Source organism: Heyndrickxia sp. FSL K6-6286, assembly GCF_038630395.1.
Lineage (GTDB): Bacteria > Bacillota > Bacilli > Bacillales > Bacillaceae_C > Heyndrickxia > Heyndrickxia oleronia.
The window spans coordinates 1,971,328-1,995,941 of the sequence record NZ_CP152029.1 but is presented as its reverse complement, the minus strand read 5'-3'; the positions used below and the strand labels follow the sequence as shown (position 1 = coordinate 1,995,941).

Here is a 24,614-nt window from a genome sequence, read left to right as displayed (position 1 = left end):
AAAATTTGGTTTATTCCCCACCTATTCCACCTCCCATAATGACAACAACGCGGTTAATTTTTCGATCCTATTTTGATTTTTATTAATTGATCCAGAGATACCCTTATTCTTCAGTTGTGAAAATACTTCAGTTGTAATGTTCCCAACAATATCAATGATTGGTTTTCGATTATTTTTTGAAAACCAAGTTTCATATTTCCCTAAAAATAATTGATAAACTTCATCATTTCCACAAACACAATAATATGGGTAGTTGGTTTCTCTCATGAAGGTCTGCATATCATCTATATTCATGCATTCCTTGCTCCATGTAGCTTTTATCCCACCAGAAGCTAAAAATCCAGTTGCAAAATCTGCCCGTGCTTTATGATCCTTTAATGGTCCTAAACAGATCATTCCTGCATGAGGAGATACTCCCATTTGTTCTAGTTGATAAGATTTTTTTCTTAGCCTTTCAAATGGCTCAGATAATCTATTTACTGAAGTGTTCGCATTGTGTTTATGAAATTCAGCTGGGAAAGTGATTGGTTCTGCTAAATTAACATACACATTGGTTCCAATTAATGATTGCTTACCAGTAGCTATTGCGTTCTGTCTTTTTTCCAATACTTGATTGATTTCATCTTGAATCCAGTCTGATTTAAGAACGTCAATTATTCCACCTTTCGCATCGATTAATTGAAATAGCTCCCATGCTTTACTGGCAATTTCATTCGTAAGGGATTCAATATAATAAGAGCCGCCTGCAGGATCGATGACTTTACTTAAATGAGCTTCTTCTCTTAGGATCCATTGAATATTTCTTGCAATCCGAGCTGAGAACTCATTTGATTCTGCATAGGCCTCATCAAATGCTGCGACATGAAGAAAATCAATCCCACCAATTACAGCCGCGAATGCTTCATTGCCAGCTCTTAAGAGATTGACATATGGATCCAAAATGGATTTCGTTAATGAAGAAGTTTCTGCACTAGTGGTCACATGCTGATATTCTTTAGGTAATTGATAAGCATTTGCTACTGTAGACCATAATCTGCGAAATGCGCGAAGCTTAGCAATTTCCATAAAAAAGTTCGCACCTATTGAAAAGTGAAAAACTAGTTTTTCAGCAATTCTTTCTGGTTCCCATTGTTCATCCTTTAAGCTTTCTATATAAAATATCGATTCCGCAAGAGCAATGGCAATTTCCTGTATAGCATTTGCCCCAGCATTATGATAGGGGGCTGTGTCTATTAATATTGTTTTTAATTTTGGAAACTCATTATCTGCTTGCTTGATTTGTATGATCCATTCATTCAATTCTCTATCATCCAGGTTCACTATATCCCCTTTAGCAATTTTACGTGAAATTATATCGGTTCCTACAAAACCGTTTATATTTTCCTTCTCTGGATGCCTCAACAGTTTTTCCAACAAGCCTTTAAAATGGTTCTTTGTTGGTAAGAAAAGAGGTACCTTTCGAAACTCAATTCCTTTTAGATCAAAAAAATTAATTTGATCAAAATCATCGACTTGATCGACGTCAAATACAATGGTTTCCTGCCCTCTTTGCATAAAATTTTGAAGCATCGGGTAAAGATCTTCCCAGCTACTTTTCTTTATTTGTTGGGCAATTTTCCATCCATACTGCTTCCTTCCAAGCTCATCGAATCCTCTTGTATGGAAACCTGTACCAGGAATCTGCTCTATTTTTGTTTGATCAATATCTTCAACTGTATATAAAGGTTTCAAAGCAATATTTTCATACGTATCTTTAGTTGATATACCCCTACCCTTTAGTGATTGTTTAACTGCTTCTTCCCAATCTTCTATGGAATGAACAGGAAAGTTCTTTTGCTTTATGTCCTTTACATTCATCACCTGTTAAACCCCCTTTGTCCGTTGTAAACGATTGCAATTTTTATAAAATAAAATAGATTATGAATTACCTAATATTATTTTAATATAAATAAAGTTTTCAATCTACTTTTTCCCGATTTATTCTAAGTTTGTTTTAATGGAGCAGTAATTGTCCTTCCTGCCTATATTGAGGAATATTATTCCATATATAGACTAAAATTGTCTCTCATACTTATGTTGAAAGACATTTCTATACGAAAAATGAGAATAATGGCTCCTTCATGTACAAATAGTATATATATTGCAAAGGCTGTTTTTGTATGTTTTGTTACCTTATGTAAAAGGCTACCGCATGCTTGTTACACCTAATTAAGGGGTCTATATTTTACAGGGAAGTTCTTCGATTTATTCCTATTATCCTAAATAGCTACAAAGTTTGAGAAAAGAGCCTACAAAAAAGAACCCGTCATAATGACGAGTTCTCTACAAGTATTTATTATTAGTAAACAGACGTTTCGTTTGAAATATTTTCAAGAATTTGTTTTACACGTTGAAGGAATCTACCACAAATTAATCCATCAAGAACACGATGATCTAGGGACATACATAGGTTCACCATGTCGCGAACTGCGATCATCCCATTATTCATTACAACTGGTCGTTTCACAATCGATTCAACCTGTAGAATTGCAGCTTGTGGATAATTAATGATCCCCATTGATTGGACAGAACCAAATGAACCTGTGTTATTCACAGTAAATGTTCCACCTTGCATTTCATCTGCTTTTAATGTTCCCGTACGAACTTTATTTGCTAAATCAAATATTTCCTTTGCGATTCCTTTGACTGATTTATCGTCTGCATTTTTAATAACAGGAACAAATAATGCATCATCCGTAGCAACCGCTATTGAAATATTAATATCTTTCTTTTGAATAATTTTGTCACCAGCCCACATTGAGTTAATTTGTGGGAATTCTTTTAGGGCTTGTGCTACTGCCTTAACAAAGAAAGCAAAATAAGTGATATTAAATCCTTCACGTTTTTTGAAGTCTGATTTGATGGAATCACGATACTCCACTAAGTTTGTTACATCAACTTCCATCATTGTCCAAGCATGTGGTGCTTCATGCTTGCTTCTTAACATATTGTTTGCAATTGCTTTTCGAACCCCACTAACAGGGATTTCAATATCCCCTGGCAATGTTGGAATATTAACAGTTGGTGTAGATGGCTTCGCAGCAACAGCAGCTACAGGTGCTGCAGGTTTATTTTCTACCGTTTGATTAGTTTGTACTGTTGCCTCATTACTTGCCTTTGGAATATTTCCAGACTCAATGATTTTAAGTAAATCTTTTCTTGTAATCCGACCATCTTTACCTGTACCATCAACTAGCATTAGATCAATATCGTGCTCCTGTGAAAGCTTAAGAACAGCAGGTGAGTAACGTGCTTTTCCTTTGTTTTCCTTTATTTCTTGTGATGGTGCAGAATCCTTTTTATCTTTTTCTATCTTCTCCTCGCTATCTGAAGAAGCTGTAGCCGTTGCATTTCCTTCCACTTCCATCGTACAAATTACTTGACCTACTTCAAGAGTATCACCTTCTTCAGCAATTAACTCTTTAATTACCCCTGTAAAAGAAGATGGTACTTCTGCATTTACTTTATCTGTCATCACTTCAGCTAGCGGGTCATATTTATTTACATGGTCTCCCGGGGAGACAAGCCATTTACTTATTGTACCTTCTGTTACACTTTCCCCTAGTTGAGGCATCGTAATTTTTTCTAGTGTCATTAAGGGTACCTCCTTGTCATCTATTGATCAGTATTAGTATTCAGCTAATTCCCTCATTGCTTTTTCAACTTTATCAGGGTTAACCATAAAATACTTTTCCATTGTCGGAGCATATGGCATAGCCGGAACATCAGGACCTGCCAAGCGCATGATTGGAGCATCTAAATCAAACAAGCAATTTTCCGCAATAATCGCAGAAACCTCACTCATGATGCTACCTTCTTTATTGTCCTCGGTTACTAATAAAACTTTTCCAGTTTTTGAAGCTGCCTCAATAATTGCCTCTTTATCTAATGGATAGACAGTACGAAGATCCAAAATATGAGCTTCAATTCCATCTTGAGCAAGCCTTTCTGCCGCTTGTAAGGCAAAGTGGACACTTAATCCATATGTAATAACCGTGATGTCATCACCTTCACGCTTAACATCTGCCTTCCCAATTGGTAGGACATAATCATCATCAGGAACCTCTCCCTTGATTAGACGGTATGCACGTTTATGCTCAAAGAATATAACAGGGTCCTCATCACGGATTGCAGCCTTTAGTAATCCCTTGACGTCATATGGAGTCGATGGCATAACAATTTTCAATCCTGGTTGATTAGCAAACACTGCTTCAACAGATTGAGAATGATACAATGCACCATGAACACCACCACCATACGGTGCCCGAATAACCATTGGGCAATTCCAATCATTATTCGAACGATAACGTATCTTCGCTGCTTCTGAAATAATTTGATTAACAGCAGGCATGATAAAATCAGCAAACTGCATTTCAGCAATAGGTCTCATTCCATACATCGCTGCTCCAATTCCGACACCTGCAATTGCCGATTCTGCTAATGGGGTATCAATAACACGCTCTTCACCAAACTGATCATAAAGTCCTTGTGTGGCCTTGAATACCCCACCTTTTTTACCAACATCTTCTCCTAAAACAAATACACGTGAATCACGTTCCATTTCTTCTCGAATTGCCATTGTAACTGCATCTATATATGAAATAACTGGCATTTTTTGTTCCCTCCTGTTCTCCTAAAAATTATTCACTTTTAGCATAGACATACTTCAATGCATCCTCAGGATCTGCATAAGGTGCATTCTCAGCGTAATCTGTCGCTTCATTGACAATCTTCATCACACGATCATTTATTTCTTTTTCAAGTGCATCATTCAACACACCGACTTCCTTTAAATAAGCACCAAATGTAATGATGGAATCCTTGGTTCTCGCTTCTGCAACTTCATCTTGTGAACGATATGCACGATCATCATCATCTGAAGAGTGAGCAGTTAGACGGTAAGAAATGGCTTCAATTAGTGTTGGTCCTTCACCTTTTCTTCCTCTATCAGCAGCTTCTTTCACCGCTTTATATACTTCTAATGGATCATTTCCATCAATTGTTACTCCAGGCATTCCGTACCCAATTGCACGATCAGATACTTTTTCACAGGCTAACTGACGTTCAATAGGAACTGAAATCGCATATTTATTGTTTTCACACATAAAAATTACAGGTAATTTATGAACTCCTGCAAAGTTTGCTCCTTCATGGAAATCACCTTGATTGGAAGAGCCTTCACCAAATGTCACAAATGTAACTAAATCTTTCTTTTCCATTTTACCTGCTAAAGCGATCCCTACTGCATGTGGCACTTGAGTAGTTACAGGAGAGGATCCTGTTACAATACGATTTTTCTTTTGTCCAAAATGGCCTGGCATTTGGCGCCCCCCAGAGTTTGGATCTTCTGCCTTAGCGAATCCAGATAACATCAGTTCTTTAGGAGTCATTCCAAATGCTAAGACAACTCCTAAATCACGATAATAAGGAAGGACATAGTCCTTATCACGGTCTAAAGCAAATGCTGCACCAACTTGTGCAGCTTCTTGTCCCTGACAGGAAATAACAAATGGTATTTTTCCTGAACGGTTTAACAACCACATTCGTTCATCAATACGGCGTGCCATTAACATTGTTTCATACATTTCTAAAACGGTTTCGTCCGATAAACCTAAAGCTTTATGTCGATTTTCAGTCATAGTTTCCTACCTCCTAATAAAATCTAATTTTATGAATGAATCGCTTTGCCGTCAACAGCTAACGCTGCTTCTCCAATTGCCTCACTTAATGATGGGTGCGGATGTATAGTATGCGCAACCTCCCATGGAGTGGCATCCAGAACACGAGCAAGTCCCGCTTCAGAAATCATATCTGTCACATGTGGACCAATCATATGAACACCAAGAATATCATCTGTATCTTTGTCTGCAATGATTTTCACAAAACCATCTGCTTCTCCATAAACTAAAGCTTTACCAATTGCTCTAAAATTGAATTTCCCTACTTTCAGATGATAGCCTTTATCCTTTGCTTCCTGTTCTGTAAGACCGACACTTGCCATTTCAGGATTACTATAAATACACTTAGAAATTAAAGAATAATCGATTGGATCTGGTTTTTCCCCAGCAATATGTTCGACAGCAACAATTCCTTCATGTGAAGCAACATGGGCTAATTGTAAGCCACCAATCACATCACCGATTGCATATATATGTGATTCCTTCGTTTGAAAATATTCATTTACCTGGATAAATCCTTTTTCTACTTGAATTTCAGTGTTTTGTAACCCGATATTTTCAGTATTTGCTTGGCGTCCTACTGAAACAAGAATTTTTTCTCCTTTAAAACTTTGTTGTTCACCTTTTACTTCAGCAGAAATTGAAACTTGTGTATTTTCAATCTGTAAGGATTCAGAAAGAACTTTTGCAGAGGTTACAATTTTCACCCCTTTTTTCTTTAAGATCCGCGCTGCTTCCTTCGAAATTTCATGATCTTCAGTTGGAACAATTCGATCAGCATATTCAATGACTGTAACTTCTACACCAAAATCATTTAACATCGATGCCCACTCAATCCCAATCACACCACCACCAACAATAATAATTGATTTTGGTAATTCAGTTAAACTGAGTGCTTCGTCAGATGAAAGAATTTTTTCCCCATCAAACTCTAATCCTGGAAGTGATCGAGGACGAGAGCCTGTCGCAATAATCACATTTTTAGGAATAAGCATTTCATTTTCTTGACCATTGTTCATTTCTACAGAAATTGTTCCAGGCATCGGGGAGAAGATAGATGGTCCTAAAATTCGACCAATTCCTTCGTAAACATCAATTTTTCCTTGTTTCATCAAATGTTGAACGCCACGATGTAGTTGATCAACAATTTGATTTTTTCGTTCTTGCACACGTGGAAAATTAAGCTGTACTTCTCCTATTTCAACTCCAAAATCCTCGCTTTTTTTAGCAGTTGCATACACTTCTGCACTGCGTAGTAAAGCTTTACTTGGTATACAACCTTTATGTAAACATGTACCGCCTAAAAGCCCTTTCTCAACAATCGCTGTTTTAAGCCCTAATTGTGATGCTCGAATGGCGGCAACATAACCACCAGTTCCACCACCTAAAATGACTAAATCATATTCTTGTGCCAAAAATATTCCTCCTAACTTACTCACATTTTACATTTTATGAACAATTTTATCATTCGTATATTCTTTTGCTTGTTCTTCACCTATGAGGACGCGTAAAGTTCCTTCAGCTAATGCTTGAAGCTCATCTTCACCTGGTTGTACAATAACATCTGCTATCCAATTAATATACTCGCGAATTTTACTTACAAACTCTTTTCCGTATGCAAGACCGCCTGTTAAAATGATCGCATCGACCTTTCCTTTTAAAACAGCGCTTGCAGATCCGATCTCTTTGGCTACTTGGTATGCCATCGCATCATAGACAAGCTTTGCATTTTCATCACCATGTTCAATCATTTTTTCTACTTCAATCGCATCATTTGTCCCTAGGTAGCCAACTAAACCACCTTGACCCACGATTTTCTTCATAATTTCTTCACGATAATACATCCCAGAAAAACAAAGATCGATAAGATCACCAACTGGAACCGTACCTGCTCGCTCAGGACTAAATGGCCCTTCACCATGTAAACCATTATTTACATCGATCACTCTACCATTTTTATGTACACCAACTGTAATGCCTCCACCCATGTGAACAACAATAACACTTAATTCCTCATATTTTTTTCCTAATTGCTTAGAGACTCGTCTTGCAACGGCTTTTTGATTTAATGCATGAAATATACTTTTGCGTTCAATTAATGAAAAACCAGATATTCTTGCAAGGGGCTCCAGCTCGTCAACAACAACTGGATCAACGATAAATGCAGGAATATTTAATGCAGTAGCTATCTCATATGCTAATATCCCCCCGAGGTTTGATGCATGTTGTCCTGCATATCCTGAGTGTAAATCATCTAGCATCTCTTTATTTACTGTATAGGTTCCTCCTTCAATAGGGCGAAGCAGGCCACCCCTTCCACATATAGCATCTAAACGAGAAAGGTTTATCCCTTCTTCATCTAATGTTTCAAGAATGGTTTTTTTACGAAATTCATATTGGTCAGCTATTTTATGAAAGCATTGTATGAATTGTGAATCATGACGGATTGTTTTTTCAAAAATAGAATGATCATTTACAAAGACACCAATTTTAGTCGAAGTTGATCCAGGGTTAATCACTAATATTCTGTGTTCGTTATGCGACAAAGCTGTTACCTCCATTTACTTTCTTAACGCGAAAGATGTGAAGAATTATTTTTTTCACAAACAGCATCAATGAACCAGCTTGATGCTGATTCATTGATGGATGAAACCAGTTGTTGCTTAAGCACGATTGCTTAAAATATGTTTGCTATTTAATAAAAATTGACTTCTAGATTTTGAAACCTTTGCAATTCTTTCTTCTGCCATACGATCAGCTGCCATGTAAGTAGGAATTGCGTCACGCTTTGAAATTTCAATTACTTTTGCCACATTTTGATAAATTCCTTCTACCTTTTTCATAGCACGTTCATGATTATATCCATATAATTCATCCGCTACATTAATAACACCACCAGCATTAATGACATAATCTGGTGCATAGACAATGCCCATCTCATGAATTTGATCACCATGACGAGTTTCTTTTAATTGATTATTTGCTGATCCAGCAATAACTTTTGCCTTTAATTGTGGAATAGTTTCATCATTAATAATTGCTCCTAGTGCACACGGTGCAAAAATATCACTTTCAACACCATAAATATCATTAGGATCTACAGCTTTCGCTCCAAATTGTTCAACAGCTCTTTGTACCGCTTCTTTATTAATATCAGTAACAATTAGTTTAGCGCCTTCCTCATTCAAATAACGGCATAATTCGAATGCAACATTTCCTACACCCTGTACTGAAACCGTTAACCCTTCAAGTGAATCTGATCCAAAAGCTTCTTTAGCAGCAGCTTTCATACCTACGTAGCAACCGTATGCAGTTACAGGTGATGGATTACCTGAAGATCCGAATGCAGGAGAAATTCCTGTTACAAAATTAGTTTCTTCATGAATTAAATCCATATCAGCTACTGTTGTTCCTACATCTTCAGCTGTAATATATCGACCATTTAACCCTTGAATAAAGCGACCAAAGGCACGGAACATTTCTTCGTTCTTGTCTTTACGTGGATCACCAATAATGACAGTTTTTCCTCCACCTAAGTTCAAACCTGCTGCAGCATTTTTATAGGTCATTCCTCTTGCTAAACGAAGTGCATCTTCAATTGCTGCATCCTCTGATGCATAAGTCCACATTCTTGTCCCACCTAATGCAGGTCCTAAAGTTGTATCATGAATAGCAATAATGGCTTTTAATCCAGATTGTTCATCCTGACAGAATAATAATTGTTCATAATCATATTTACCCATGTATTCAAAAATTTTCATTTCATCTCTCTCCATTTCAACTTAATTTGATGAGCATATTGCAAGTGCTAGTGAATATAATTTATTCTCGGCACTATCTGCTCTTGATGTTAATACAATTGGTACTTTTGCACCAGCTATAACTGCAGCAACTTTTGCCTTAGCAAAATAAATTAATGATTTATAAAGGGAGTTTCCCGTTTCAATAGTTGGTACTAATAGAATATCCGCTTGACCCGCAACTTCACTATGAATCCCTTTGTGCTCTGCGGCTTCAAGAGAAATAGCATTATCAAGTGCAAGTGGTCCATCAACGAGACAATTTTTAATTTGCCCCCTATTATTCATTTGTGTTAGTGCTGCTGCATCTAATGTTGCTTTCATTGTAGGATTAATTACTTCCACTGCTGCCAAAACTGCAACTTTTGGAAGTTCAATTCCAGTTGCACGAGCAATTTGAACAGAATTGTTTATAATATGAGCCTTTTGTTCAACATCAGGCTCAATATTCATAGCAGCATCTGATACAAATATTAAACGGTCAAATGCTGGTACTTCAAAAGCAGCAACATGTGATAAAACTTTCCCCGTTCTTAGTCCATATTCCTTTTTTAATACTGTTTTCAATAACTTAGCTGTAGGAATATTTCCTTTCATTAGAACGTGAGCATTACCACTCCCCACTGCAAGCACAGCTAATTTAGCTGCTTCATCATTAGATTCGGCATGAATAATTGCAATATCCTCATGGCCAATTAGCTGCGGAAAATTGCGATCGATTAATTCGTAAATCCCTTTTTCCGATCCGTATAATAAAAAACTAGCCAGTCGATGTTCCACAGCGAGTGAAACCGCTTCCAATACCTCGTAATCCTCAGCGGCTGCAATTGCCACTTTTGCCTTATTTTGTTGGGTTGCTTTTTTTATTACTCCGTCTAAATTCATGTTCGTTGCCTCAACCCCTTTTCTTATTCTTCCACCAAATAGATATCATGCAATTTTCATACCAAAAATTATTATAGCATGTTCATAGCAACTAATAAAAAATATACACTTATCTCTGCGTGCAATATTTTTCTCACCATGCAAATTATTGCATGTTTATATTTGCAAGATTATATTTTTCAATTTTATAATATAGATTTCTAATTGAAACACCTAATTGCTTTGCCGTTGCTGTTTTATTGCCATTATTGTGCTCTAACACTTGTTTAATAATATTTTTTTCATACTGATCTACTAATGATGTTAGATCCTTATCAATTGTTATTTTTAAAGGTGATTCTAATGGCTTTGCTTGGTGGCTGGTTAAATCCATAATATGCCTACTATCCAATTGCACTTCATTATAGCCCATAAATATTATGGCACGTCCTAGGATATTTTCTAGTTCTCGAACATTTCCTGGCCAATCATATTCCATTAGTTTTACAATTGCCTGCTCAGTTATTCCTTCAACATTCCTACCATAGTCTTGATTTAACTTATGAATCAACTTATCACACAATAATGGAATTTCCTCTTTTCTATTTCTTAAAGGAGGAATATGAATCGGCATTCGATTCAAACGATAATACAAGTCTTCGCGAAACGAGCGATCAGCAATCGCTTTCTCAAGATTGACATGAGTAGCAGCAATGATTCTAACATTTATCGGGATAGCATTTGTACCGCCAACACGTACAATTTCGTTTTCCTGTAAAACCCTCAATAACTTTGCCTGAGTATTCGCACTTAATTCACCAATTTCATCAAGGAAAATACTCCCATTATTAGCTTCTTCAAACAAACCTTTTTTTCCGCCACGTTTTGCACCAGAAAAGGCTCCTTCTTCATAGCCAAATAATTCACTTTCCAATAAAGATTCTGAAATAGCTGCACAGTTCACACGGATAAATTTATTATATTTTCGATCACTTGCATTATGTATTGCATGTGCGAATAACTCCTTACCTGTCCCAGATTCCCCTCTTAGTAAAATGGTTGCAGGCGTTTTTGCCCCTAACTTTGCCTGTTCCACCGCAATGTTCATTTCATCAGAATTAGAAATAATATCTTCAAAGGTATACTTAGCTTCTAAGTTCCGAATGATTTGTCTTGCGCGATTTAATTCTTTTGTAAGGGATTGAATCTCGGAAACATCGTGAATGACTCCTACACTTCCTTTTAAAATTCCATCTACTATAATTGGTGCAACATTAACGATTACCTCTTTTTTCATCGGGCCAACACGCATTTTTGTACCTCTTATTGCTCGGCGTGTTTGAATGACCTTTAAATGCATACTTTCTCCCTCAGAGATATCTGCTGTGGCCGGCTGGCCAATTACTTGTTCTTTTGGTAGCCCGGTAATTCTTGTATATGCAGGATTAATTAATATCCCGCGTCCATTCTCATCAACAACGGAAATTGCTTCATCACTTGACTGAATGATTGCTTCTAACATTGTTTGAATTTCTTTCAGATTTGTTATTTCCTCAGCTAGATTAACAACCTCCGTTATGTCTTTAAACACGGCAATGGCTCCGATCACTTCATTACGATCGTTCGTCATTGGAATTCTTGTGGTGATAATTCTTTTTCCATTTTCAAGAACGGATTCTTGATTACTTTCTATTCTTTTAGTTGAAATAATTCTCGGCAATTTACTTTTTGGAATGACTTCATGAATATGTTTTCCAATTGCTTGTGATACAGGAACACCTGTCATACGGGCTGCACTTTTATTAAAGAAAATGATCATTCCATCTGTATCAATCACAACCATAGCATCATCAGTAGAGTTTAAAATTAAATGGTGTTTATATGTCTCATTTTGTAATTCTGTAATTAATCCTTCTTTTTCCTCCATTAAAGTAGCAATTAAATATGCAACACTGCCAGGAATTAAGACAGTTTGTTTACTTCTTACTTCTAAAATTTCTTGGAATACATTTTGATCACCTGTGACTTCAATTATAATATCAATCGAGTCATTATAAAAATCTCTCCAATTGCTTCCTGTAGGGATTCCTTTTTTTTCTGCCAATTGGATTGCCCTAGCATTTATATTTCGATCAATAACCGCCTGTATCCTAAAATTGTTACTACCAAGAAGCATTTTCAAAATTGCTGCTCCGCCCTTGCCTCCTCCAACTAATAGAACATTCTGCAATTTTGTTCCTCCCTAAATATGCAAAATTTTTCATACTATTATTTTATGTTTAGAAGAAATAATTTTCAAGTTTGGACTAACCAATTATTTCACTCGGATGGATTCTAATGACTGTTTGCTTGACAAATATTTTGTTTGGTATATGATTTTTTTGAAAGCGTATGTATAAGGAGATAGCTCATGATTCGTTTATTTGCATTAATTATTATGGTGATCCCAGGAATTATTGCCGCAATTGGTATTAAGTTAATGAGAGATATGTTATTCGGAATTCTTCAAGCGCCTTTTCCATATCTTTGGATACAATTTTTAATCGGCTTTATATTTTTTCTTGGTGGTTTAGGATTTATTGCAGGATTTGTATTTTATCGTGATCGTAAAAGAAATAAAGTTCAAAAAAGATTCGTCAAAAAGTCTAAATAAAAAAGGATGTTCCTATAGCAGCATAAAGCTAAGGACATCCTTTTTATTTTAGGTTTTCATCATTTGTTTTTTTATTTTTTTTGCTTTTTCTGGGTAATCCGTTATAATTGCTGAACACTCAATGGCAATTAATCGCTCCATATCTTCTTTTTTATTAACTGTATATGGTCTTACAGCAATACCATCTTCAATAGCTCCTCGAATAATCATATCTGGAGCAGCCTTCATATTTGGATGCATCCCCTTTGCATGGATGGCACGTGCATAAATCCAAGGCATATAAAGGCCTTCAGAGTACAAAGGTGCTGTTTCTATATCCGGAGCCAATTGATAACAGTGCACAAGTGAGTAATGATTAAAAGACGATATTATGATTCGCTCCTCATATTGATATTCCCGAATCAAATCAATTACTTTTTCTTCAAGAAACGGATACATAATTTTCCCATTTTTCAATTCAATATTACATTGAAGTTGATTTCCTTTCATCCAATCAAATACTTCTCTTAACGTAGGAATTCTAGGTACTCGAATAAAAGATTGAAAGGTCTTAAATTTATAACTTGCATTCAAGGATTTTAAATCACTTAGAAAAAAATCTTGTACAAATCCTTTTCCATTCGTTGTTCGATCCACTGTTTCATCATGAATAACAACAATTTCTCCCTCTTTGGACAAATGTACATCCAATTCAATTCCATCTGCCCCACATTTCTCCGCTGCAATAAACGATTCCATCGTATTTTCAGGGTGTGTCCCCGCTGAACCACGATGGGCAAAAATTAAAGTCATTTTTTCACGTCCTTTTTCGATACTGCGATTTAGCGTTCTCTTATATAGTCACTTATTCAATTTGATCACTCACTGAAAAACTAGATGCCTTGGCCCTTTTCTCAGTAAAGGCCATCAACAACTAAGAAAAGAGCCTACAGATCAAAAAAGATTAAATAGCGACTTCATCTTTCAAGTGGATAGATACAATTCGAATATTTTTAAACATACACCTATATACATAGTATAAACAGATTGTAGGCAGGGAGTGCATAATGAAAAAAGTCTTAATAAAAATGATTATACTAGTCGTTTTACTCGTTTTATTCCTATTTCTATTTTTTAAACTTCCAAAAAGCACATATAAAAGGGTTGAGATCATCGAAAAATACTACACTCCTCACTCCAATGGCAAAGCTAAAGGGATTACTACAAATAAAAATGTTCCTACCTATACAATCCCAAATGGTCAGGAGGCTTGTTTAATGGAATTCAGCAATGGTCAAATATTAGAAATGGACTGTACTCAATACCTCAACTATAAAGTCGGAGAAAAAGTCAAGATTAAATATGACAAACACCGGCTCCTTGATATCAGAAGGAAGTAAAGTGAACATAAAAAGAGAATCAAACCCCACAAAGAATATTTAGTGTTAAATTCTACACTAATAATATTCTCTGTGGGGTCTTTCCTTTTTGGATTAGGCTGTTTTCGTATCGTTTGTTGCTTTTGTAAAAGCCCAACTGCCGGCTTTTACATCTTATAATGATTCATCAATTCTTATGAAGAAGTAAGCTCCTTTTCAGTGAAATGAAACGTGTAGTGATCTTCAGCCGATAAAAACTTTAATCAAATAGCAACAATACTTGAGAAAAGAGCCTTGGATTAAATGATTAATTTCCGTTTTACATTAAAGTATGTTGCAATGCCTAAACATACATACATGCCTACCACGATTGAACAAATAATTGGGGAATATGAGTATAAATTTTTTAAAATGAAAAATCCAATAACAATTAGATATATTAAAAAAATTGATCCCGCTACTTTTCTTTTAACAATTAATGAAGAAAAAATAGCTAAAGATAACATTGTCATGAATAGATGAAAAACTAAAATTATTGATCCCTCTAATAAAATATTATCCATACGTTTCTCCTATATTGTAACTTTTAATGAAAGGCTGTTTTCGTATCGTTTGTTGCTTTTGTAAAAGATTCAGCGATTCTTATAAAGTTTGTTGCACTTTTCTCAGTGAATTGAAAGGTGTAGCGGTCTTCAGCTAATAGTTATTTATTAAAACTTTACTTAAATAGGAACAATGTTTGAGAAAAGAGCCTATTAATATAACCACCTATATAGTTTTATCTATACTTGCAATAAATAAGCTGTATGCAATATAAAGGGATAAGATTATCTAAAATTGCGAAGAGGATTTCCTAAATTTATTGTTAACCATATTTTTTTAGAAGATGAAGATTTCTTTCATTGGTATTTTTAATTACAAAATAATGAATATAATCATTATGGCATAAAAATTTTAAACATTCAATTAAGTAAATCAATTCTCATCCTTTTAAAAGATATTCAAAGCCTCTTTCCACAATAAAATAAACAAATCCGTTAGTCCTCAACCTTTTTTAATTGAACATTATCGATCAAGCAACAATGTTTGTGTAAAAAACGATAAAAAAGGCTATTTTCGTATCGTTTATTGCTTTTATAAAAGAAAAGCCCAACTGCCGGCTTTTACACCCATTTAAGGATTTTAGAGATTGCAGCTCGCAATATGAATGTTGTAGCGATCTTCAGCCGATATTATTAGCAAAAACATTAATTAAACAACACCAATGTTAGAGACAAATAAATTTAATCCCAACAAAAAAAAAGACATCTTCTTATATAAAGAATGATGTCTTTTTGAAACAAATTATATTTTCAAGTGTTGATACTGTACTTTAACAACATTAGCAAATAATGTGAATTATGATGCCTTATGTTCCAAACGCAATTTATCTGCAACCATTGCAATGAATTCTGAGTTCGTTGGCTTTGCTTTTGACATACTGACAGTGTAACCAAATAAGGAGGAGATAGAGTCAATATTTCCACGGCTCCAGGCCACTTCAATTGCATGGCGAATGGCTCTTTCTACACGGCTTGCAGTGGTATTATATTTTTTGGCAATATCAGGATACAATACCTTTGTAATAGAACCTAATAATTCAATATCATTATATACCATTGAAATGGCTTCTCGTAAATATAAATACCCTTTAATATGTGCAGGGACTCCAATTTCATGTATGATACTAGTTATGCTTGCATCTAAATTTTTAGGCTTTTGCTCAGTCCTTATAGAAGGATGACTTGTTTTCTTAATTATTGGACTAGTCTTTCCACTAACTTGCCTAATCTGACTAGCCAAATTGTTCATATCAAATGGCTTAAGAATAAAATAAGACGCACCTAATTCAACTGCTTTTTTTGTAACATCTTCCTGACCAAATGCAGTTAGCATAATGACATTTGGCATCTCACCATTTTCCCGTAACTGTTGTAATACCCCTAATCCATCCAAATGCGGCATAATAATATCGAGAATTAGAACATCAGGCTTAGCATCTTGCAATAGTTCTAAGCACTCCTGACCATTATAAGCAACACCACTTATTTCCATGTCCTCTTGGGATGAAATGAATTCCTCTAATAATCCGACTAGTTCACGATTATCATCTACAATAAAAACTTTAATTTTGTTCACTCCATGTTTCCTCCTCAATCACCTAAACGCGTTTTTCAACTTTTATTTGTTCTCTAATGAGATTTCGACAATGGCGTATAAATTCCTTCTGATATTTAAAAATTTCTCAAAAAAACTATAAAATCTTTATTTTTCTCTTAAAATCTCTTGTTTTCGACCTAATTCGATTTTCAATATTGCATTTGTCGAAAAAACTTTATTTTTATCATACCATAAATTATATCGGTAATTTCATGTTAATGTTGAATAAGATTTTTTCCAATTTTGTTCAGCATCCGAAATGCCATCATCACTTATTTCATAACCTACTTAGATCTAAAAAAGTATGATAAAAAAAGCAAGCTGGTAGAATTTCTCTATCAGCTTGCTTTTTCATGTTGTTTTTTATAAATATCTATCCCTGCTTCGCGAAGCATCCACTCAATATGAACTCCATATCCCGAAGTAGGATCATTTACAAATACATGTGTGACAGCTCCAACCAATTTTCCCTTTTGAATAATTGGACTCCCACTCATGCCTTGGACAATACCACCAGTCTTTTTAAGAAGCTTTGGATCAGTTATTTTGATAATCATTCCCTTAGTTGCAGGAAACTTTTGTGGGATTGTATTAACTATTTCTATATCATATTCCTCCACTTTATTCCCTTCGACAACAGTTAGTATTTTAGCCGGTCCTTCTTTTACTTGGTTGGATAAAGCAATGGGCATCGGTTTATCATATTTTTCATTTGATAAAGTTTTATCTAACGTACCGAATATCCCAAATGGGCTATTTCGCTTTATATCTCCAATTACTTCATGATCGGAAGAAAATCGTGCTAACTTCTCACCAGGCTTCCCATCACTTCCTTTTTCTATTGAAGTAACTGTGGATTTTAAAATTTGTCCATCATCAACAACAATTGCTTTTTTCGTATCCATATCTGAAATCACGTGACCAAGTGCACCATATTTTTTTGTCTTTGGATCAATAAAGGTCATTGTACCAATTCCTGCAGCTGAGTCTCGAATATATAACCCAAGCTTATAGCTTTGTTCTGATTGATCTTTTTCAGGATTTAATGAGGTTTTTATAATTTCCTGCTCGCGCTGGATAGTAATTTTTAATGATTTCCCCTCTTCTCCAGCCTTCTTCACCATAGGTGCCACATCTGACATTGTTTCTATTTTTTCATCATTTATTTCAGTTATAATATCTCCTACTTTGATTCCAGCCCTTTCTCCAGGTGAAACTTTACCAGATTTTGTTTCTACAAGATGATGACCGACTACTAAAACCCCTAAAGTATTTAATTTTACTCCTATTGAATGTCCACCCGGAATCACCTTAAAATCTTTAATGACATTAATGTCAACTTTTTTAATAGGTATTCCCGCAAATTCAAAGAAGATTTCATCTTCTCCTGTAGTATTCCCTTTAACAGTTAATGACTTCTTTTCCGAAAAAACGTTTACACTTTCACCATCATGCCTAACTTTAGCGGAAACTTTTGCTGTTTTAGGAAAACTTAGCTGATCACCTTCAAACAATGTTACATGGGTTGGAATGCTTAAATAATCTTGGAATGGTATTGAAAAACTAAATATACAAAGTGAAACAAGGAGAAATCCACCTAATATTTTTCTAAGAAGTTCAAATTTCAAAACCTTTCACTCTCCTCGCTTCTAATCCACACAAAATGGTTCTTGGAAATAGCCTTTTCTTTTTTAATTGGCTACAATTTTAATTTAGCCTTGATAGGGCGGAAATATAACAAGGGAAAAAGAAAAAAGCTAACCATTCATGGATAGCTTTTCAAGTTGCCTTCTTTGCATAAGCCAATTGTAATAATTCTTCTGCATGTTCCTTTGTTTTATCCGTAATTTCAACTCCAGAAATCATACGGCCTACTTCCTTTATCTTTTCATTATGTTCGAGGGTTCTAACCAATGTTCTTGTACGTCCGTCAACCGTTTCCTTCATAATAAATAAATGAGTATCAGCCATGGCAGCTACTTGTGGAAGATGGGATATACATAATACTTGAGAGTGTTCGGATACTTGGTAAATCTTCTCAGCTATAGCTTGAGCAACCCTACCGCTAACACCCGTGTCGACTTCATCAAAAATAATAGAAGTAATTCCTTGGTGTTTCGAAAAGATTGTTTTTAAGGCAAGCATCATTCTTGATAATTCCCCACCTGAAGCCACTTTATTTAAAGGTTTCAACGGTTCCCCTGGGTTTGTCGAAATATAAAATTCAATAATATCTAATCCATCCTTACGAAACGGTGGATTTGGGTTTCCTTTAAGTTCGCCAGCAGATTGAAGGAATCTAACTTCAAAGATAGTTTTATCCATGTATAAATGTTTTAATTCATCATGGATTGCCTTAGTTAATTGATCTGCCCATATCTTTCTAAGATCATGTAACTGCTTTGCTTCAAGAAATAAATCCTTCTGAACTTGGTAAAGTTTTTTTTGTAAATCCTCAATATGACTTTCTCTATTTATAATCGTTTCAATTTCTTCTTCGATGGTGGCACTGTATTCTAAAATATCTTCAACTGTCCCACCATATTTCCTTTTTAATTGATTGATTTCATTTAGACGACTTTCTATATCATTAAGCCTCTCCGGACTATACTCGAGACTATCATATTCGTTACGAATCGTTCGTGCTACATCCTCTAAGATATAAAAACAATTAGACACAGATTCTAAAATAGGACTAAAATCCTTCTCAATTTCAGCAGCAGCTTCTAATTGAGTCATCGCAAGGCCTACCCAATCAATTCCTTTTTGTTCCCCTTGGAGTGCTCCATAACTTGTTTTTAATGAATCAAACAGTTTTTCAAAATTTGAAAGCTTCCTTTTCTCCTCCATTAATTCCTCATCTTCATTTAATTGAAGATTAGCCCCTTGAATTTCACGAAGCTGAAATTGAATAAGATCGAGTCGATGCGCCATTTGTTGTTCATTTTCACTTAAACTTTTTAGTTTCGAAAGGGTTTGTTCATATTGTTTATATAGTATTCCATAATTATTTAGTGCTTGTTCAATTTCCTGACTTCCATATTGATCTAAGAGACGTAAGTGATTGGTTTCATTCATTAATTCCTGATGTTCATGTTGACCATGAATATCAATTAGAGTACTTCCAACTTCTCTTAAAATTGAAATAGTAACAAGCTTTCCATTAATTCTACATACACTTTTACCAGTACTTGATAGATCCCGATGAAGAATAATCATACCTTCTTCAATATCAATGCCAAATTCCCTTGCTCTCTCATAGCAGGGATGTGTTGGGTCATCTAAGATAAAAAGTCCCTCTATTTCAGCTTTTTTTTCTCCATGTCTTACAAATTCCGAAGACCCTCTACCACCAACTAATAAATGAACTGCATCGATGATGATTGATTTACCTGCACCAGTTTCACCAGTTAAAACAGTTAATCCTTTTTCAATTGATAAAAATAGTTCATCAATGATGGCAAAATTTTTTATGGATAATTCCTGTAACACTGAAAACTTCACCTCATTTTTCATCAAGCTTTTTGCCCAAACTCTGCTTTTATTATCTTTTTTATTTACTAATTAGCAACAGGATTTGCCATGCTAGCGTAGTATTATTAGAGCATGTCTAATATTTTTTCTGAAATCAGCTTAGATTTCTCCTCATCTCTACAAATAATTAAACATGTATCATCACCACATAGTGTACCAATGATTTCATCCCAATCAAGAATATCAATCAATGCACCAAGTGCATGTGCATTTCCTGGTAATGTTTTCAAAACGATCAGATGGCCCGCAGAATCTATACTTATAAATGCATCCATTAAGGTTCTTTTTAATTTTTGCATTGGATTAAAACGTTGATCTGCAGGTAGGCTATATTTGTATCTTCCATCCATTAACGGAACTTTCACTAAATGCAATTCTTTAATATCTCGTGATATTGTAGCCTGAGTGACATTAAACCCGCCATTTCTTAAATGTTCAACTAATTCATCTTGCGTTTCTATATCAAAATTAGCAATAATTTCTCGGATTTTTATCAATCGTTGTCCCTTATTCATACTCATCCACCTTTATTCAAAATACATTAAAACAACTTTTACATATTAAACTTTTTACTTCCATGTTAGCCTATTTTAGTTTAAATGTACACTTAAACAGCGTAATAAACATGGTTACTCCATAAAATTGTGTACTAAGAATTAGAAAAGAACAGATCCTTATTGATCTGTTCTTCCTGATAATTCACTGTGTGCTTTTTCAACCACTTCTTTAATAGAGAACGTAAGATTGCTAGTACCTTCCGTATCGATATTCTGCCCAGACCATTGTAAGTGAATTAAAAATTCAATATTCCCTTCTCCACCTGTAATCGGTGAATATGAAAGGTTCTCTACATTATAGCCTTCTTGAATAGAGAGTTTTATAATCTTTTCTATTACTGCTTCATGAACTTTTTTATCTCTTACAATTCCCTTTTTGCCCACTTGCTCTCTTCCTGCTTCAAATTGTGGTTTAATTAAAGCAATTACATCACTTGACGGCACTAATAAGGTTTTTAATACTGGAAGAATTAATGATAAGGAAATAAATGAGACATCAATAGTTGCCAAATCCGGCATTTCCCTAATTAAATCTTGAGGGGTTACATAACGAAAATTTGTTCTCTCCATTACAACAACCCGATCATCATTTCTTAATTTCCATGCTAATTGATTGTATCCCACATCAAGTGCATAGGACATTTTGGCACCATTTTGAAGTGCACAATCTGTAAATCCACCCGTAGAAGAACCAATATCAATTAAAATCTTATCCTTGGCAGTCACATTAAAAACATTTAATGCTTTTTCTAATTTTAATCCACCCCTACTTACGTAAGGAATGACATTTCCTTTAACAGTTAATGGAATATCTTCTGCTACCTTTTCACCAGGTTTATCTAACCGTGATTCATTTGAATAGACAATACCCGCCATAATGGCACGCTTAGCTTTTTCCCTTGTGTCAATGAGACCTCTTTCCACGAGAAGCACATCTAGACGTTGTTTTTTACTTTTCATTTTTCATGCCCTTTTTTGTATTTTCGGTGCAATAGCTTGTACCTTTTTTACAACTTCTTCTGTTGTCATACCAATTTCCTGTAATAATTGATTTACACTACCATGCTCAATGAACTGATCAGGAATCCCCATTCGATCGATTGTATTAGTAAATCCATGATCATGAGCATATTCAATAACCGCACTTCCAAATCCGCCTTGAAGTACAGCTTCTTCGATTGTTAATATCGGTAAGTTTAATGATAATAAATCATGTAACATATTTTCATCCATCGGTTTAATAAAGCGTGCATTAATCACTTTAACAGATAATCCTTGTTTTTGCAGAAGATTGGCAGCTTCAAGAGCCATTGGAATAGTCGTCCCAAATGTAAGAATTGCTGCATCTTTTCCTTCACGAAGAATTTCCCATGTACCAATAGGAATTGTTCTAAGTTCCCTATCCATCGGTACACCATAACCATTCCCACGTGGGAATCTCATAGCAATAGGACCATCATCATATTGAATGGCTGTATTAACCATATGTTGACCTTCATTTTCGTCTTTCGGCATCATTAAAACGAGATTTGGAATATGTCTTAAAAACGCAATATCGAAAACCCCTTGATGTGTTTCCCCATCAGCACCAACTAAACCCGCTCGATCAATCCCGATGAAAACGTTTAGGTTTTGTCGACAAATATCATGAACCACTTGATCATAGGCTCTTTGTAAAAATGTTGAATAAATTGCCAAAAACGGTTTCATTTTTTGTGTCGCTAAACCAGCAGCTAAAGTAGCTGCATGTTGCTCTGCAATTCCTACATCATACATTCTATCTGGCAATTCTTCCGCAAATTTCTCAAGCTTCGATCCGACAGGCATCGCTGGAGTAATCGCAACGATCCGATCATCCTTCTTAGCTAAACGTAGAACTGTATCACTAACTAATTTGCTCCATGCTGGTGGTGCTCCGACTGGCTTAATTAAATCACCGGTTTCAATTTTATATTGTCCGGTACCATGCCAGGTACCTATCGTATCATTTTCAGCAGGTTCATATCCCTTACCTTTTTTAGTAATGACATGTAATAAAATTGGTCCCTTCGTCTTTTTAGCGTATTGAAATTGCTCAAATAAAGCATCAAAATTATGACCATCAACAGGACCTAAATAAGTAAATCCTAATTCCTCGAAAAAGATTCCAGAAACAAGAAAATATTTCATGCTGTCCTTTAATCTTTCAGCAGTTGCTGCTAATTTCCCTCCAACCGCTGGAATTTTCTTCAATAAATTTTCTAGTTCATCTTTCGCCCATTGATATTTATTGGCAGTGCGTAAACGGCCCAAAATATTGTGTAGGGCCCCAACATTTGGTGCAATAGACATTTCGTTATCATTCAATATCACAATAAGGTCCTTTTTTTCATGACCAATATGATTTAATGCTTCTAATGCCATACCACCTGTTAATGCACCGTCTCCTATAATTGGAACAATATAGGACTTTTCTTTTTTAATATCGCGTGCAATCGCCATTCCCATTGCAGCAGATAGTGATGTTGAAGAATGACCCGTTTCCCACACGTCATGTTCACTTTCACACATTTTCGGGAATCCAGATAATCCTTTATATTGCCTTAATGTAGTAAACTGATCAGCACGTCCTGTAAGGATTTTGTGAACATATGATTGATGTCCAACATCCCATAAAAATTTATCCTTCGGGCTATCAAAACATTTGTGTAATGCGATTGTTAATTCAACAACCCCTAAATTAGGACCAATATGTCCTCCTGTCTTTGACAGATTTTCTATCAAAAATGAACGAATCTCCTTACTTAATTCTTTTAATTGACTCGTATTCATTGTTTTCAGAAAGGAAGGGTCCTTTATTGATAATAGATCCAAAACGGATCACTCACTTTCATTTAAATAGATTTTACTTTAATCATTATCAGTTTTAATAAATAATATAACGTTGACCACTCATGCATGTTTTTTCAGTGCCAGATGAGTACCTTAAAAATTGCCGCTACTCTTTTATAACGGCAAACTAATATCCATGTATTTTCATGTTTTTTTGTATTATAACATATTTTCTTCTTTAACTCATTTATGAATCCCTTACTTCAATAAGGCTAGCCATTTCTTCGAGTAAATTTGAATGTAAACTAAGTGTTTTTATACATTCTTTTGCTTTTTCTGTATGGTAATGAAGTCGTTTTTTTGCACCATGTAATGATAATAAAGAAGGATAAGTACTCTTCACATTTTCGACATCACTTCCAACAGGTTTCCCTAATGTCTCTTCGTTTCCTTCAATATCTAAAATATCATCTCTTATTTGGAATGCTAAGCCGATATTTTCAGCATATTCTGCTAAAATGTCAATCTGCTCATTTGTTGCATCTGCAATAATGGCACCTGCTTTTACTGCATATAATAAAAGTTTTCCCGTTTTATTTTTATGAATATATTCTAATTCATCAATGGTCAAGGATTTATTTTCCCCTAACATATCGGCTACCTGACCACCAACCATTCCTTCCGGACCAGCAGATATAGCTAATAGTTCCATCAGCTTCACCTTTTTATCATTAGATAGTTTGGGATCTTGAGCAATTACTTGAAAACTATATGTAAGTAATCCATCACCAGCTAATATTGAATAGGCTTCCCCGAAAACCTTATGGTTAGTTGGTTTCCCTCTGCGTAAATCATCATTATCCATCGCTGGTAGATCGTCATGGATAAGAGAATAGGTATGTATCATTTCTAGTGCACAGGCAACAGACATCCCCTCCATTTCGTTTTGACCGAATGAACGAATTGTGGCAAATACTAAGGACGGTCTTATTCTTTTTCCACCAGCTTGAAGAGAATAATCCATTGCTTCTTTAATGATCATTGGAGCGTTTAAGTTTGAAATATATGCGGAAAGTTGATTCTCTAATTCTTTATTCATTTTTGACATAAATGTTTTTAAA

General features: G+C 35.1%; 20 protein-coding genes. 2 read left to right on the top strand and 18 right to left on the bottom strand.

The window, feature by feature from the left end; translation table 11 throughout:
- Nucleotides 1-21 precede the first annotated feature (21 nt).
- From MHI39_RS10040 to MHI39_RS10000, 9 genes are all read right to left on the bottom strand, one after another.
- Complete coding sequence (locus MHI39_RS10040; protein ID WP_236722870.1) at nucleotides 22-1,857, bottom strand: methylmalonyl-CoA mutase family protein; 1,836 nt, start codon at nucleotides 1,855-1,857, stop codon at nucleotides 22-24.
- A gap of 481 nt (nucleotides 1,858-2,338) precedes the next feature.
- A complete protein-coding gene (locus MHI39_RS10035; protein WP_342541194.1) occupies nucleotides 2,339-3,634 on the bottom strand; it encodes a dihydrolipoamide acetyltransferase family protein in 1,296 nt (431 codons plus the stop codon).
- Between the two features lie 33 nt (nucleotides 3,635-3,667).
- Entirely contained in the window at nucleotides 3,668-4,651 is a 984-nt protein-coding gene (locus tag MHI39_RS10030) for an alpha-ketoacid dehydrogenase subunit beta (RefSeq protein WP_058002249.1), read from the bottom strand.
- A gap of 28 nt (nucleotides 4,652-4,679) precedes the next feature.
- Nucleotides 4,680-5,678: a thiamine pyrophosphate-dependent dehydrogenase E1 component subunit alpha gene (locus MHI39_RS10025; protein WP_058002248.1), complete on the bottom strand. Its 999-nt coding sequence runs from the start codon at nucleotides 5,676-5,678 to the stop codon at nucleotides 4,680-4,682.
- 29 nt (nucleotides 5,679-5,707) lie between these two features.
- Nucleotides 5,708-7,132: a dihydrolipoyl dehydrogenase gene (lpdA, locus tag MHI39_RS10020; RefSeq protein WP_058002247.1), complete on the bottom strand. Its 1,425-nt coding sequence runs from the start codon at nucleotides 7,130-7,132 to the stop codon at nucleotides 5,708-5,710.
- 27 nt (nucleotides 7,133-7,159) lie between these two features.
- Nucleotides 7,160-8,263 (bottom strand): butyrate kinase, encoded by a 1,104-nt coding sequence (gene buk / locus MHI39_RS10015; protein WP_139254880.1) that lies wholly within the window; start codon nucleotides 8,261-8,263, stop codon nucleotides 7,160-7,162.
- Between the two features lie 117 nt (nucleotides 8,264-8,380).
- Nucleotides 8,381-9,478, bottom strand: a complete 1,098-nt coding sequence (gene bcd, locus MHI39_RS10010; RefSeq protein ID WP_058002245.1) for a branched-chain amino acid dehydrogenase — start codon at nucleotides 9,476-9,478, stop codon at nucleotides 8,381-8,383.
- A 21-nt stretch (nucleotides 9,479-9,499) separates the two neighbouring features.
- On the bottom strand, nucleotides 9,500-10,402 hold the full coding sequence (gene yqiS / locus MHI39_RS10005) for a phosphate butyryltransferase (protein ID WP_058002244.1): 903 nt from the start codon (nucleotides 10,400-10,402) through the stop codon (nucleotides 9,500-9,502).
- Between the two features lie 145 nt (nucleotides 10,403-10,547).
- A complete protein-coding gene (locus tag MHI39_RS10000) occupies nucleotides 10,548-12,611 on the bottom strand; it encodes a sigma-54-dependent Fis family transcriptional regulator (protein WP_251345164.1) in 2,064 nt (687 codons plus the stop codon).
- Nucleotides 12,612-12,791: 180 nt separating this feature from the next.
- Between MHI39_RS10000 and MHI39_RS09995 the strand changes: the two genes are divergently transcribed.
- Nucleotides 12,792-13,034: a DUF2627 domain-containing protein gene (locus MHI39_RS09995; RefSeq protein WP_058002242.1), complete on the top strand. Its 243-nt coding sequence runs from the start codon at nucleotides 12,792-12,794 to the stop codon at nucleotides 13,032-13,034.
- 48 nt (nucleotides 13,035-13,082) lie between these two features.
- Here the strand turns inward: MHI39_RS09995 and MHI39_RS09990 are convergent, their stop codons facing one another.
- The gene (locus MHI39_RS09990) at nucleotides 13,083-13,826 is read right to left on the bottom strand and encodes a glycerophosphodiester phosphodiesterase (RefSeq protein WP_058002241.1); all 744 of its coding nucleotides are present in this window, start codon (nucleotides 13,824-13,826) and stop codon (nucleotides 13,083-13,085) included.
- Between the two features lie 254 nt (nucleotides 13,827-14,080).
- Between MHI39_RS09990 and MHI39_RS09985 the strand changes: the two genes are divergently transcribed.
- Nucleotides 14,081-14,413 carry a hypothetical protein gene (locus MHI39_RS09985; RefSeq protein WP_058002240.1) on the top strand — a complete coding sequence of 111 codons (333 nt, stop codon included), beginning with the start codon at nucleotides 14,081-14,083 and terminating at the stop codon, nucleotides 14,411-14,413.
- Between the two features lie 278 nt (nucleotides 14,414-14,691).
- Here the strand turns inward: MHI39_RS09985 and MHI39_RS09980 are convergent, their stop codons facing one another.
- From MHI39_RS09980 to MHI39_RS09945, 8 genes are all read right to left on the bottom strand, one after another.
- On the bottom strand, nucleotides 14,692-14,955 hold the full coding sequence (locus MHI39_RS09980) for a hypothetical protein (RefSeq protein ID WP_071976156.1): 264 nt from the start codon (nucleotides 14,953-14,955) through the stop codon (nucleotides 14,692-14,694).
- 835 nt (nucleotides 14,956-15,790) lie between these two features.
- Nucleotides 15,791-16,570, bottom strand: a complete 780-nt coding sequence (gene spo0A / locus MHI39_RS09975) for a sporulation transcription factor Spo0A (RefSeq protein WP_058002239.1) — start codon at nucleotides 16,568-16,570, stop codon at nucleotides 15,791-15,793.
- Between the two features lie 359 nt (nucleotides 16,571-16,929).
- A complete protein-coding gene (spoIVB, locus tag MHI39_RS09970; protein WP_071976157.1) occupies nucleotides 16,930-18,219 on the bottom strand; it encodes a SpoIVB peptidase in 1,290 nt (429 codons plus the stop codon).
- Nucleotides 18,220-18,370: 151 nt separating this feature from the next.
- On the bottom strand, nucleotides 18,371-20,083 hold the full coding sequence (gene recN, locus MHI39_RS09965; protein ID WP_058002237.1) for a DNA repair protein RecN: 1,713 nt from the start codon (nucleotides 20,081-20,083) through the stop codon (nucleotides 18,371-18,373).
- 107 nt (nucleotides 20,084-20,190) lie between these two features.
- Entirely contained in the window at nucleotides 20,191-20,640 is a 450-nt protein-coding gene (argR, locus tag MHI39_RS09960) for a transcriptional regulator ArgR (protein WP_058002236.1), read from the bottom strand.
- A 159-nt stretch (nucleotides 20,641-20,799) separates the two neighbouring features.
- Nucleotides 20,800-21,642 (bottom strand): TlyA family RNA methyltransferase, encoded by an 843-nt coding sequence (locus MHI39_RS09955; protein WP_342541191.1) that lies wholly within the window; start codon nucleotides 21,640-21,642, stop codon nucleotides 20,800-20,802.
- A 3-nt stretch (nucleotides 21,643-21,645) separates the two neighbouring features.
- The gene (gene dxs / locus MHI39_RS09950; protein ID WP_058002234.1) at nucleotides 21,646-23,535 is read right to left on the bottom strand and encodes a 1-deoxy-D-xylulose-5-phosphate synthase; all 1,890 of its coding nucleotides are present in this window, start codon (nucleotides 23,533-23,535) and stop codon (nucleotides 21,646-21,648) included.
- Nucleotides 23,536-23,740: 205 nt separating this feature from the next.
- The gene (locus tag MHI39_RS09945; RefSeq protein WP_251345174.1) at nucleotides 23,741-24,601 is read right to left on the bottom strand and encodes a polyprenyl synthetase family protein; all 861 of its coding nucleotides are present in this window, start codon (nucleotides 24,599-24,601) and stop codon (nucleotides 23,741-23,743) included.
- Nucleotides 24,602-24,614 lie beyond the last annotated feature (13 nt).